We start from the raw sequence: 11452 nt of genomic DNA on the forward strand, positions 1-11452 counted from the left end.
GGAGGATCAGCGCAGGCGGGGCGGGGCGTCGGGGTCGCGGCGCATCGGCTCGGGCTGTGGCGCGGCGACCGCCTCGATCCGCACGGCGCCCGGTGGCAGCGGAAGATCCTCGAAGGTGACGTCCACGCCGCCCTCGACGGGCGGCAGGAAGGCGATCAGTTCCGCCAGCGCCTTGGCAATGGCGGGACGATCCGCGTTGCCTGCCCCAGCCACGACGATCAGATGACCCCGCCGTCCCTCGGCCCAGTCCACGCCCACCAGCGCCGCGCCCGCCACCATGCCCGCCATGTCGCCGAGGCGCGTCGCCAGCGGCTCGGCCACTGTTTCCACTGCGTCCCGGCGCGGCGCGGTCAGGCGGCGGGGCGCGGCCTCGCCCGCCTCGGGCGCCTCGGCCAGCGCCGCGATCAGCCAGCCGAGCGCAGCCGCATCCAGCAGCATCTCGGAGGGGCGGCCCGGGTTGACCAGCAGTCCCCGGCCGGCTTCCGCCAGTTCGCGCGCGAGGATACGGCCCGGCAGCGACACATGCGCCACAGGGCCGCCCAGAAAGCCCGCCAGCGCCGCCTCGTCATCCGAGGCCAGCGCCACCGCCCCGCCCGGCAGGTCGAACATCCGCAGCTCGGCCCGGTCATCGGCGGGATCGGCGGCAAGGGCCGCGTGCAGTTCGGTATCGGCCAATCGCCGCAGCACCGCCGCGCGCAGGGCCGGATCGGCGTCATGGAACGGCACATGGGCGCAAAGGCGGTCGAGTTCCGTCAGGGGGGTCGTCACAGCACCTCGGCCAGCGTGCGGCGCAGTTCGGGAACCAGTTCGTCCTCGAACCACGGGTTGCGTCTGAGCCAAGCGGTATTCCGCCACGACGGGTGAGGCAAGGGAAAGACCCGCGGGGCATGGTCCCGCCAGCCTGCCACGGCCGCTGTCACATCGCGCAGGCCCAGGTGCCAGCGGATCGCGTAGCCGCCGATCAGCAGCGTGACGCGGGGCTGCAATTCCTCAAGCACCCGCGCGCGCCAGGTCGCTGCGCAGATCGCGGGCGGCGGCAGGTCCGAGCCCTTGGCGTCATAGCCGGGAAAGCAGAAGCCCATCGGCACGATGGCGACGCGCGAGCGGTCGTAGAAAGTGGCGTCGTCCACGCCCATCCAGCCGCGCAGCCGCTGCCCCGAGGCGTCGGTGAAGGGCTTTCCCGAATGATGCACCCGCATCCCCGGCGCCTGACTGGCCACCAGCACCCGCGCGCCGGGGGCGAACCAGACGATCGGGCGCGGCGCATGGGCCGTCGCGGTCAGGGCGAAGCGGTCTGCGCAAAGCCGGCAGCCGCGCAACTCGGCGGCAACGGGCAGATCATCGAAGGGTGCTGTCATGCACGCCCAGATAGGAACGCCCCGCCCCGGATAACAGCTTGCATTCTCACGATCCGCGGCGTTCCAATGGACAGCGATGCGCCGCAGGATTATGTTCGGCCTCAGAACGCGGGCGGCTGGCGCCCGCTGCAAACCGCCGCATTCACGCGCCTTTGCAGGAAAACTTCGCCGACATGCTGGAATTCGACAACGTCTCCAAGTCCTTCTGGACCGGAACGCAGCGCAAGGTGATCCTGGATCAGGCCTCGTTCCGGGTGGAACTGGGCCAGTCGCTTGGCATCCTCGCCCCCAACGGCACCGGCAAGACCACCATCATCAACATGATGTGCGGGCTGGAAAAGCCCGACGAGGGCCAGATCCGCGCCAACTGCCGGGTATCCTTCCCGCTGGGCTTCATGGGAGGGGTGATTGCCAAGCTGTCGGCCAACGAGAACGCGCGCTATATCGCGCGGATCTACGGGCTCGACCCCGACTATGTCTCGGCCTTCTGCCGCTGGCTTTGCGATATCGGCGAATATTTTGACCAGCCGGTTGGCGTCTACAGTTCGGGGATGCGGTCGCGGCTGACCTTCGCGCTGCTGCTGGCGCTGGAATTCGACATCTACCTCATCGACGAGGGGATGCCCGGCACGACCGACGTCGAGTTCAACCGCAAGGCGGGCAGCGTGCTGTATGACCGGCTGAAGACCGCGACCGTGGTGGTGGTGTCCCACCAGCCCGCCACGCTGGAAAAATTCTGCCGCCGCGCGGGCGTGTTGCGCGACGGGCGTCTTTACATGTTCGATTCCCTCGACGAGGCCAAGCAGTATTATGACTACACCGCCTAAGGTCCGCCGCTTTCATCTCAGCCCTTCCGAATCTCCCGTCGCCGCGGCGCGAGAGGCGGCGCGCAGCGCGGTCCGCCCCAAGGGCGAGGCCCCGGCCGGCGCCGAGCCTGCCCGCCCCGCCGTGCGGGTCGAGGTGCGCAAGGGCGGCGCCCGTGCCGACCAGGCCGCGGCCCCGGCCGCCGGCCCGCGCAAGACGGAAATGCCCTTCAGCAACACCGACGACGGCTTCGCGAACATGCGCTTTCCGGGCGCCGAGCCCGATGCGCCAGAGAAACCCCACCCTGCCAATGCCCCGGTCGGCCCCGAGACGCAGGCCACGGACGCCGATGCCGAGGCGCTGGCCGCCATCCGGGCCGAGAACCTGACCTCGCGCCAGCTGCGCATGGCCGCCCGCATCGCCGCCATGCACGAGATGGAGGTCGCGTCCGAATACGAGGCCGTGCTGCGCCTGCGCCAGCGCGGCATCGACCCCTTCCACCGGGGCGCGGTCGTCAAGATCCTGTCGGACGCGGGGAACGAGGCGAAGGCCGCGCCCAATCCCCGTGCGCTTGTCCCGGTCCCCGGCCCCGGCCTGCCCGCGCGCACCAAGCGCCGCGAGATCGTGCCGCTGCCGCCTCCGGGCGAGGTCGGCCCGCCGCTGCGCCCCGAGCTTCCCTCGCGCGAGGCGCTGACCGAGGAACGCCGCGCGGCCGAGATCTACCGCATCCAGCGCGACATCGCCCGGCGGCGGCGGCGCAGCCTGTCCTTCCTGCTGATGCGGCTGGCCTTCTTCGTGGGTCTGCCGACGCTGATCGCGGGCTGGTACTACTTCACCCAGGCGACGCCGCTTTACGCGACGAACTCGCAATTCATGATCCAGCAGGCGGACGGCGTGCCGGGCGCCACGGGCAGCGGTCTGCTGTCGCCGGGCGCCATGATGAACCCCGACAACGTCGCGGTGCAAAGCTACCTGACCTCGCGCGATGCGATGATCCGGCTGGATCAGGACCTGGGCTTCACCCGCGCCTTCCAGGACCCCGCGATCGACTCGCTGCTGCGCCTGCCCGAGGAGGCCTCCAACGAGCAGGCCTATGCCCAGTACAAGCAGTCCGTGAAGATCGGCTATGACCCGACCGAGGGCATGATCAACATGGAGGTGATCGCCCCCGATCCCAAGCTGTCCGAGCAGTTCTCGCTGGCCCTGATCCGCTATGCCGAGGGCCAGGTGGACCAGATGTCCCAGCGTCTGCGCGGCGATCAGATGCAGGGCGCGATCGAAAGCTACCAGGATGCCGAGCGCAAGGTGCAGGAATCGCAGAACCGCATCCAGGAACTGCAGGAACAGCTGGGCGTGCTGGACCCGACCGCCGAAAGCGGCGCGGTGATGGGGCGCATCAGCGCGCTGGAAACGCAGTTGTCCGAGAAGCAGCTGGAGCTCGGCCAGCTCACGTCGAACGCCCGCCCGAACCAGAGCCGGGTGCAGGGCGTGCAGGGCGACATCGCCCGGCTGGAGCAGATGATCGCGGAAACCCGCGCCCAGCTGACCGAGGCTACCGGCGACCGCGCCTCGCTGGCCGCCATCACGGGGCAGTTGCGGATCGCGGAAAGCGACCTTGCCACCCGCCAGCAGCTGCTGGCCACCGCCGCCACGCAGATGGAGGCCGCACGGGTCGAGGCCAACAAGCAGGTGCGCTACCTGTCGCTGTCCGTGGCCCCGGTGCCGCCGGATGAACCCACCTATCCCAAGGCGCTTCAGAACACGATCGTCGCCTTTTTCATCTTTGCGGGGATTTACCTGATGATGTCGCTGACCGCCTCGATCCTGCGCGAACAGGTGTCCTCGTGACGGGGGCCGCGCAGCGCCATGTCGCCGTCCGCGGCGTCACCTTCGGCAACGACCTCCCGCTGGTGGTCATCGCCGGACCCTGCCAGCTGGAAACGCTGGACCATGCGCTGTCGATTGCCGAGCCCCTGGCCGAAGCCTGCGCCCGGGCAGGCGCGGGCTTTGTCTTCAAGGCCAGCTACGACAAGGCGAACCGCACCTCGCTGTCGGGACGCCGGGGTGTCGGCATCGACGAGGGGCTGGCGATGCTGGCCGCCGTGCGCGACCGCCTGGGCTGCCCGGTGCTGACCGACATCCATGACGAGGCGCAGGCCGTCCGGGCAGCCGAGGTCGCGGACATCATCCAGATCCCAGCCTTCCTGTCGCGCCAGACCGACCTGCTGCTGGCGGCGGGCCGCACGGGCGCGGTGGTGAACATCAAGAAGGGCCAGTTCCTTGCCCCTTGGGACATGCCGAACGTCGCCGACAAGGTTGCCTCGACCGGGAACGAGCGGATCCTTCTGACGGAACGAGGGGCGAGCTTCGGCTACAACACGCTGGTCGCCGACATGCGTTCGCTGCCGATCATGGCGCAGACGGGTTATCCGGTGGTGATGGATGCGACACATTCGGTGCAGCAGCCGGGCGGACAGGGCGGCTCGTCGGGCGGGCAGCGCGAGTTCGCGCCGGTGATGGCGCGGGCGGCGGTGGCGATCGGCGTGGCGGGCGTCTTCATCGAGACGCACCAGGACCCCGACCGCGCGCCCTCGGACGGGCCGAACATGATCCACCTGGACCGGATGCCCGCCCTGATCGACAGCCTGATGCGCTTCGACCGCTTGGCGAAGGCCGAGCCGGTGATGGGCTGAGCCCTCTCAGGACTACGGGACGCGGACCGTGACCCGCAGGTACCGCGCTGCTATATCCGTCCCGCCGTTGCGGCTGCGGTTTTCCCGCGAGATCAGATCGACCAGTTTTCCCCGCAACTCCTCGGCCCGTGGTCCTTCGCCCAAGGCCTCGAAAACGCGCATCACGGGACCGAAGTAGGTCATGAACAGCTCGACCATCCCGGCGGGTGGCGCATCCAGGTGGAACTCGTAGAAAGCGGGTTCCATCGTGATCGCCTCGGGCGGGACGCCGGCCTGGCCGAAGCGGTCAAGGACATTCGCCTCAATGCCCCACAAGGTCGGGGGGACGAAGCCCTCGGGCGGGGGCGGGCCGTAGTCCGACAGAAGCTTCAGGATCTGCGCGACCATGGTGGGATCGCCCGGGATCCAGTTCCCCATGACGATGCGCCCGCCCGGTCGTGTGACGCGAACCATCGAACGCGCCACCTCGGCGGGGCATGGGGCGAACATCGCGCCGAAGATGCTGACCACCAGATCGAAGCCGTCGTCGGGAAGGTGCGACAGGTCGCAGGCGTCACCCTCGACGATGCGGCAGTTCGTCAGCCCCTCGGCCGCGACGCGCGCCTGCGCGGCGGCCACCAGGTTGCGGGCAATGTCGATGCCAAGCACCTCGGCCCCGCGCCGGGCCATGGGCAGCGCCGTCGCGCCGTCCCCGCAGGCGAGGTCCAGCACCTTCATCCCCGGCGTGATCCCGAGTTCGTCCACCAGCGCGTCGCTGCTGCCGCGCATGGTGGCGGCCAGCTTCGAGAAATCCCCTTTCTCCCACAATTCCTTGTTCGGATTCATGGTCAGTCTCCGCCTTCGCGGTGAAACGCAACGCCCGACCCACGAACCCGACCGGACGAGGGGCGATGCGGGCCGGATACCCGCCCGTCAGGACACCGGCACCGGCCGGTGCCGCGCCATTCTATCAGGAGTCGGGCTGGATCGCGCCCAGAATCGCCCGCGCCGCCGCATGGCCCGAGGCCCAGGCCCACTGGAAGTTGTAGCCGCCCAGCCAGCCCGTCACGTCCACGACTTCGCCGATGAAATGCAGCCCCGGAACATGGCGCGAGGCCATCGTGCGCGCATCCAGATCACGGCAGTCCACACCGCCCACCGTGACCTCGGCGGTGCGGTAGCCCTCGCTCCCCACGGGTCGGATGCGCCAGTCGTGGACGCGGCGGACCAGCGCCCCCAGCCGCGCGTCGGGCTGGTCGGCCAAGCGTGCGCCCTCCAGCCCCTCCTCGGCCACGATGGCCGTAGCGAGCCGTTCGGGCAGCAGCCGCGCCAGCACGGTCGCCACCTGCACCCGGCCGCCCTCGCGCTTGGCCTGCCGCAGCGCCTGGGCGGTGTCGCCGGAGTGAAGATCTAGGGTCAGTTCCTCGCCGGGACGCCAGTAGCTGGAAATCTGAAGGATCGCCGGCCCCGACAGCCCGCGATGGGTGAACAGCAGCTGATCGTCAAAGGCCACTGCCGCACGGCGCGGCGCCTTGGCAGCCGGCAGCGAGGCCCGTGCCGTCACCGCGACCCCCGACAGCGGCGCACTCAGCCGCAGGTCCTGCTGCGCGAAGGTCAGGGGCACGAGACCGGGCCGCGTCTCGACGATGCGGTGCCCGGTCGCCTGGGCGATGTCGTAGCCGATGCCGGTCGCACCCACCTTCGGGATCGACTTGCCGCCGGTGGAGACGACGACATGGCGCGCCTCGATCGGTCCCGCCGACGTCTCGACCCGCAGCGGCATCCCCGGCGTGACGCCCTGCACGGCGACGCCTAGCCGCAACTCGGCCAAGCCCATGCGATCGACCAGCATCCGCACGATCTGCGTGGCGCGCCCGTCGCAGAACAGCTGCCCCTGCGCCTTCTCGTGCCAGGCGATCCCGGCGCGGTCCACCAGCGCCACGAAGTCCTCGGGCCGGTAACCCGCTAGCGCCGAGGCGCAGAATCGCGGCACCTCCGACAGGAATGTCTGGTGGCTGGTCCCGAGGTTGGTGAAGTTGCAGCGCCCTCCGCCCGAGATGCGGATCTTCTCGCCCGGATCGCGCGCATGATCCAGCACGACGACCCGCAGCCCCTGCCCCGCAAGGCTTCCCGCGCAGAACAGCCCCGCTGCCCCCGCCCCCAGAATGACGACATCCGCTTGATCCATGCCGCGCCGATAGCCCGCCGCGCGGGGAGCCACAAGTTTTTGCGCGAACCCCCTTGCGCCCCCCAAACGGTGCCGCTAAACCCCCCGCACTGCTGGGGCGTGGCCAAGTGGTAAGGCATCGGTTTTTGGTACCGTGTACCGTAGGTTCGAATCCTACCGCCCCAGCCAGTCATCTTACCTGAATTCATCTCACGCCTGAGGCGCAGGAAGACCTTCGCCAATTCCGTGTCTTATGCAGGTCCGCCGCACACTGAGACACGGCTTTCTCCTTCATATCTCAGCATCTTCCGCGCCCGTCTCAGGACGGGTTTTCGGTCGTGCGGTTTTCACCCGCCGCAGGCGTTTACAGGGAATTTGTCGAGAGAGGCGCAGGCGGCGCGGGACCAGTCAGCCCTTTGAGCCCCGGTTTTCAACGACCTGGCAGCGGAATTCCCTGCTGGCAGGAACAGGGAATTGGTGGCGCTGCATCAGGGAACAAGCGCCCGCCGAACAGGGACAGGGCAGCGAGGAACAGGGAAGCGGATCAGACCGGGGAGATCCCAGTCCGGCGGTACTGCTGATCCCAGTCCAGTGGCATTTCGGGCCGCGTCAGACTGTGCAGGGTCAGGTGCTCGGGCTGGGTGCCGTCGAGGATCGCGCGCTGGATAGCGGGGGCGAGGAAGGCCAACTGCAGATGCCCGCGCAGGCAGCCGGCGGAGATGCCGGAGTCGCGGGCCAGCCGCCCTACATCCTGGCCCTGACGCAGGGCGCCGAGCCAGCGATGCGCACGGATCAGCGCGCCGACCAGTTTCGGGTCCGGTTGTCGGACGAAATCGCCGATCACCACCTTTGCTCCGACACCACGACGGCAGAGGGAGACAGCAAGCGTCAGGTTCAGGGCGTCGGGACAGAGATCGTCCGGTTCCAGACCGCTGAGCGCCGCGACGGCGCCGGAGGACAAGCGGAGGGTGAGACGCTCAGACGCGATCCGGCCCTCGGCAATCAATTCAAGCAGTCGCGCCTCTGCCTCAGCTTTCCCGCTCGCGTCAAAGATCTTCGCTGCCAATTGCTCTTCAGCCGAGCGGTGGCGTAGAAGATCAGGTTCAGCGAGCAACCTGTGCTCGCGCAGGAGCCGGGCGAGGTGCGCCCGGATGCCGGTTGCGGTCCCGGCCTCCAGCGTCGCCGCGGGCAGGCGCCAGGCGGTCGGATCGGGTGGTCCGTAGATGAGCCGCTTGGAGACATAATAGCGATAGCGGCGCGCACCCTTCGTGGTCTGGGTCGGGGTGAGTCGGTCGCCGGTCTCATCGCTCAGTTTGCCGATGAGCGGAGAGGAGGCGACGCTGCCCTCCGCCGGTTCCCTCCCCCGCATCCGTCCGGCACGATCCTGCAGGCGCGCCTGTACCCGCTGCCATTGCTCCTCTCCGATGATCGGCGGATGCTGGCCGGGGTGGTCCTTGCCACGATGCCGGACGCGACCGATGTAGACCGGGTTAGTCAACAGATAATGCAGCTGTCCGCGCCCGAAGGGCCGTCCGCCCACCTCCTCATTCCTGCGATTGCGGCGGGGCTTGGAGCACAGCCCGAGCGCCCGTGCCCTGTACGTCAGGGCCGTGAGGCAGCCGGTCTCCTCGTAGAGATCAAACAGCCGCCGCACCTGCTCGGCCTCAAGAGGGTTCACCACCAGCACCTGCTCGCGCGGATCGGGGTGGCGGTCGTAGCCCAAAGGCAGTGTCCCGCCCATCCACAGCCCGCACCGCTTCGACGCCGAGATCTTGTCGCGGATGCGCTCGCCCGCAACCTCGCGCTCGAACTGCGCAAAGCTGAGAAGCACGTTCAGGGTCTGCCGCCCCATGCTGGTCGAGGTGTTGAAGGCCTGCGTCACCGAGACAAACAAGCAGCCCTTCGCCTCCAGCCGTCCCACGAGACGCGCGAAGTCGGCCAGCGAGCGGGTGAGGCGGTCAATCTTGTAGACCACGATCATGCCGATACGGCCCGCGTCGACTCGGCGAGGAGCCGCTGCAGCGCCGGCCTGTCGGTATTGCCGCCAGAGAAGCCGCCGTCATCGAAGCGGTCCTTCACCAGCCTCCAGCCTTCGTGCTTCTGGCTCGCGACATAAGCGGCGCAGGCCTCATGCTGGGCATCGAGGGTGTTGAACCCCTGATCGAGCCCCTCCTCGGAGGACTTGCGGGTGTAGATGGCGCAGCGGACCGGGGTCGGTGAGGTCATGTCCGCCGCCCCTTCTGCCCTACGCCCTGCCCTGCTGCATTCAGCCCGAAGAAGCGTGGCCCTGACCACTGCGCCCCGGTGATCTCGCGGGTGATGGCCGAGAGCGAGCGCCAGAAGCGACCGTTCCAGAAGTAGCCTTCCGATCTGATCTCGACAACGTGGGTGGTGCCGTTCCATTTCCGCAGGAGCCGCCCCCCCTGCGACTGGGACTGCCGCCTTCGGGCGACTGTCCGAACGGATTGCACGTTCGAGCCGCTCCGCAACGCTGGGAGGTCAACCGCCGGCCGCGCCGAGTTGAAGGTCGAAGGCCAAGACCTTGCGCAGGAGCGGCTGGCTCATGGACCGCGGTGGCGGGCCGCCGTGGACCTCCTGCCAGAGTGCCAGAAGCCCGGCACGGTCGAGGCTGGAGATACCGGTAACCGAGGCGGCGGTACGCGGCGGTGCGGCCGGAGCGGTCGAGGACTGAGACATCTGGTTCTTCCGGTTGTGGTGACCGTTACGGTCGCTGGTACCGGAGAGAGCCCGGCGATGATCCGGGCATGCAGTCAGTCATGCTCGACGTCGGCCGGAAGTCCAGTCGGGGCGGGAGGGTCTGCGCCGACAGCATCGAAAGACCTGCCGTCTTGGAACATTTTTTCTCCGCGGGCCTCTTGTTACTCACACAAGCCGTCAAAGCGACCGCCGGGCCGCCCGGCTGGCTCTGCGCCTTACAAGGCGGAGGATGAGGCCCTTCTGAGGAAGGCCTCCTGTGCACTGGCGGAGAACGATGCCCTGACCCTCACGGCTGTCCTGAGGGCTTTTTGACGTGACGCGGGAGAAGGATCTTGTACGGCTCCGCGCACGGTGGCGGCAGGTCGGCCCGGCACTCCTTGACGACGCGCGACGCAGCCGGGCTGCCCCTCCGGTTCGTGACTTCTTGCTCCTGCTCTCTTCCGTAGTGGCCAAGTTTGCCGATCGCAGCCGAAGCTCCGGCTATTTTCAAGAGCTGAAGTAGGTGCTCGCCAAGTGTCGGGAGGAGCTTCGTGGTGAAGCGGGCGGCAGCCTTGCCGGCCCAACGACGATCTTCTGGACGACGCATGACAGCGGCGATCATCGGTCCGGAAGTGCTGTGCGCGAACTTTCCAGCCTCATTGGCGACAGAACGACGGCTCACGGGATGTCCGATGGCGATCTGCTCTTCCTGTGGGCGCGTCTCTGCGACCGGGAGGCCATTGGGGCCTGGGCAAAGGAGGAGAGGCTGAACGATGACCAAGACCCCACGGATTGAGCATCTCTCGCCGGCCGAGTTGAAGCCTTGGACCAGAAACGCTCGTAAGCACTCCCGCAAGCAGCTACGGCAGATCGCCGACAGCATCCGCGAGTTTGGCTTCACCAACCCCGTCCTGATTGATGAGACGCGCACCATTCTCGCCGGACATGGACGTGTCGAGGCCGCAAAGCTCCTCGGTCTTGCCCAGGTTCACTGTGTCTGGCCTGCTGCCGGTTGCGTGGACACGAAGATAAGATCGTGACCAAGGGACTGGAGATCACACATGACGAGACGGAAGTTCAGCCGTGAGTTCAAAGCCGAGGCTGTGAAGCTGGTGACCGAGCGCGGTGTATCGTTGGCGCAGGCAGCCCGTGACCTAGATGTCGCCGAGAGCGTGTTGCGGCGCTGGATGCGGGAGCTGACTGCCGCGCCAACTGCGGCGTTTCCAGGAAACGGGCAGATGCGGGCCGATCAGGCCGAGATCGCGGCGCTGAAGAAAGAGGTCGCCCGGCTCCGGGCGGAGCGTGACATCCTCAAGAAGGCGGCCGCTTTTTTCGCGCGCGAGGCGACATGAGGTTCGCCTTCATCACCAGGCACCGCTACATCTGACGGCACTGTCAGACAAACCGTCCACTTAACCTTCTTTCCGTGTTATTCAGGGAAGGGAGGATCAGGGCATGGGACGCACATCCACCACGGCGGAGCCGCAGAAGCGTGACGCGGGCACGAAGCTGGCGCAGCAGCGTCTGAGCGTGCTGGAACTGGCAAAGGAACTGGGGAACGTCGCCGAGGCCTGTCGGCAGCGCGGCCTGGATCGGACCAGCTTTTACGAATGGAAGCGGCGGTTCCAGACGCAGGGCTTCGAGGGGCTGAAGGACCTGCCACCGATCCACAAGAGCCACCCGCAAACCACGCCGCCGGAGACAGTGGAGCGCATCAGGGCGCTGGCATTGGCGCATCCGGCCTATGGCTGCAA

12 protein-coding genes, 1 tRNA gene and 2 pseudogenes are annotated in these 11452 nt (G+C 68.0%); 7 read left to right on the forward strand and 8 right to left on the reverse strand.

Features of this window, described 5'->3' with window-relative positions:
* Positions 1 to 6: 6 nt before the first annotated feature.
* Entirely contained in the window at positions 7 to 768 is a 762-nt protein-coding gene (locus BLQ03_RS15920; protein WP_245688971.1) for an SseB family protein, read from the reverse strand.
* Positions 765 to 1358 (reverse strand): uracil-DNA glycosylase family protein, encoded by a 594-nt coding sequence (locus BLQ03_RS15925; protein ID WP_090757311.1) that lies wholly within the window; start codon positions 1356 to 1358, stop codon positions 765 to 767. Before BLQ03_RS15925 ends, BLQ03_RS15920 begins: the two co-directional genes overlap by 4 nt.
* 173 nt (positions 1359 to 1531) lie before the next feature.
* Here BLQ03_RS15925 and BLQ03_RS15930 point away from each other — a divergent pair, with 173 nt between their 5' ends.
* From BLQ03_RS15930 to kdsA, 3 genes are read left to right on the forward strand one after another with little or no spacing between them, the layout of a single operon-like run.
* Positions 1532 to 2185: an ABC transporter ATP-binding protein gene (locus tag BLQ03_RS15930; protein WP_090757312.1), complete on the forward strand. Its 654-nt coding sequence runs from the start codon at positions 1532 to 1534 to the stop codon at positions 2183 to 2185.
* The gene (locus tag BLQ03_RS15935) at positions 2169 to 4010 is read left to right on the forward strand and encodes a capsule biosynthesis protein (RefSeq protein WP_090757313.1); all 1842 of its coding nucleotides are present in this window, start codon (positions 2169 to 2171) and stop codon (positions 4008 to 4010) included. Before BLQ03_RS15930 ends, BLQ03_RS15935 begins: the two co-directional genes overlap by 17 nt.
* Complete coding sequence (kdsA, locus tag BLQ03_RS15940) at positions 4007 to 4855, forward strand: 3-deoxy-8-phosphooctulonate synthase (RefSeq protein ID WP_090757314.1); 849 nt, start codon at positions 4007 to 4009, stop codon at positions 4853 to 4855. Before BLQ03_RS15935 ends, kdsA begins: the two co-directional genes overlap by 4 nt.
* A 12-nt stretch (positions 4856 to 4867) precedes the next feature.
* On the opposite strand, the gene BLQ03_RS15945 is transcribed toward kdsA, so the two are convergent.
* Positions 4868 to 5680 (reverse strand): class I SAM-dependent methyltransferase, encoded by an 813-nt coding sequence (locus tag BLQ03_RS15945; protein WP_090757315.1) that lies wholly within the window; start codon positions 5678 to 5680, stop codon positions 4868 to 4870.
* Positions 5681 to 5804: 124 nt separating this feature from the next.
* Positions 5805 to 7022 (reverse strand): BaiN/RdsA family NAD(P)/FAD-dependent oxidoreductase, encoded by a 1218-nt coding sequence (locus tag BLQ03_RS15950; protein WP_090757322.1) that lies wholly within the window; start codon positions 7020 to 7022, stop codon positions 5805 to 5807.
* Positions 7023 to 7115: 93 nt separating this feature from the next.
* Here BLQ03_RS15950 and BLQ03_RS15955 point away from each other — a divergent pair.
* A tRNA-Gln gene (locus BLQ03_RS15955) sits at positions 7116 to 7190 on the forward strand.
* Positions 7191 to 7545: 355 nt separating this feature from the next.
* On the opposite strand, the gene BLQ03_RS15960 is transcribed toward BLQ03_RS15955, so the two are convergent.
* The 4 genes and pseudogenes from BLQ03_RS15960 to BLQ03_RS18930 form a co-directional block, all read right to left on the reverse strand.
* The gene (locus BLQ03_RS15960; RefSeq protein WP_425415748.1) at positions 7546 to 8742 is read right to left on the reverse strand and encodes a recombinase family protein; all 1197 of its coding nucleotides are present in this window, start codon (positions 8740 to 8742) and stop codon (positions 7546 to 7548) included.
* A gap of 66 nt (positions 8743 to 8808) precedes the next feature.
* A pseudogene (locus BLQ03_RS19225) lies at positions 8809 to 9227 on the reverse strand (recombinase family protein); the annotation flags it as partial.
* Complete coding sequence (locus tag BLQ03_RS19230) at positions 9224 to 9472, reverse strand: DUF2924 domain-containing protein (protein WP_425415747.1); 249 nt, start codon at positions 9470 to 9472, stop codon at positions 9224 to 9226. The pseudogene BLQ03_RS19225 and the gene BLQ03_RS19230, both read right to left, overlap by 4 nt.
* A 28-nt stretch (positions 9473 to 9500) precedes the next feature.
* Complete coding sequence (locus tag BLQ03_RS18930; protein WP_090757317.1) at positions 9501 to 9698, reverse strand: hypothetical protein; 198 nt, start codon at positions 9696 to 9698, stop codon at positions 9501 to 9503.
* A 773-nt stretch (positions 9699 to 10471) separates the two neighbouring features.
* On the opposite strand from BLQ03_RS18930, the gene BLQ03_RS15975 reads away from it, so the two are divergent.
* The 3 genes and pseudogenes from BLQ03_RS15975 to BLQ03_RS15985 all read left to right on the forward strand — a co-directional run.
* Complete coding sequence (locus tag BLQ03_RS15975) at positions 10472 to 10738, forward strand: ParB/Srx family N-terminal domain-containing protein (RefSeq protein WP_090757318.1); 267 nt, start codon at positions 10472 to 10474, stop codon at positions 10736 to 10738.
* A gap of 21 nt (positions 10739 to 10759) precedes the next feature.
* Positions 10760 to 11082, forward strand: a pseudogene (locus BLQ03_RS15980) (transposase); the annotation flags it as partial.
* Between the two features lie 71 nt (positions 11083 to 11153).
* Positions 11154 to 11452: helix-turn-helix domain-containing protein (locus tag BLQ03_RS15985; RefSeq protein WP_139166782.1), on the forward strand; the 299-nt coding region annotated here is incomplete at its 3' end.

The sequence above is a fragment of the Paracoccus chinensis genome (assembly GCF_900102885.1).
GTDB classification, from domain to species: Bacteria; Pseudomonadota; Alphaproteobacteria; order Rhodobacterales; family Rhodobacteraceae; genus Paracoccus; species Paracoccus chinensis.

What these genes read in the sequence shown, in the direction of transcription:
- BLQ03_RS15945 (WP_090757315.1), bottom strand. Translation starts at nt 5,680, where the DNA reads ATGAATCCGAACAAGGAATTGTGGGAGAAAGGGGATTTCTCGAAGCTG.
- BLQ03_RS15975 (WP_090757318.1), top strand. Translation starts at nt 10,472, where the DNA reads ATGACCAAGACCCCACGGATTGAGCATCTCTCGCCGGCCGAGTTGAAG.
- BLQ03_RS15960 (WP_425415748.1), bottom strand. Translation starts at nt 8,742, where the DNA reads ATGGGCGGGACACTGCCTTTGGGCTACGACCGCCACCCCGATCCGCGC.
- BLQ03_RS15925 (WP_090757311.1), bottom strand. Translation starts at nt 1,358, where the DNA reads ATGACAGCACCCTTCGATGATCTGCCCGTTGCCGCCGAGTTGCGCGGC.
- BLQ03_RS15935 (WP_090757313.1), top strand. Translation starts at nt 2,169, where the DNA reads ATGACTACACCGCCTAAGGTCCGCCGCTTTCATCTCAGCCCTTCCGAA.
- BLQ03_RS18930 (WP_090757317.1), bottom strand. Translation starts at nt 9,698, where the DNA reads ATGTCTCAGTCCTCGACCGCTCCGGCCGCACCGCCGCGTACCGCCGCC.
- BLQ03_RS15930 (WP_090757312.1), top strand. Translation starts at nt 1,532, where the DNA reads ATGCTGGAATTCGACAACGTCTCCAAGTCCTTCTGGACCGGAACGCAG.
- BLQ03_RS15950 (WP_090757322.1), bottom strand. Translation starts at nt 7,022, where the DNA reads ATGGATCAAGCGGATGTCGTCATTCTGGGGGCGGGGGCAGCGGGGCTG.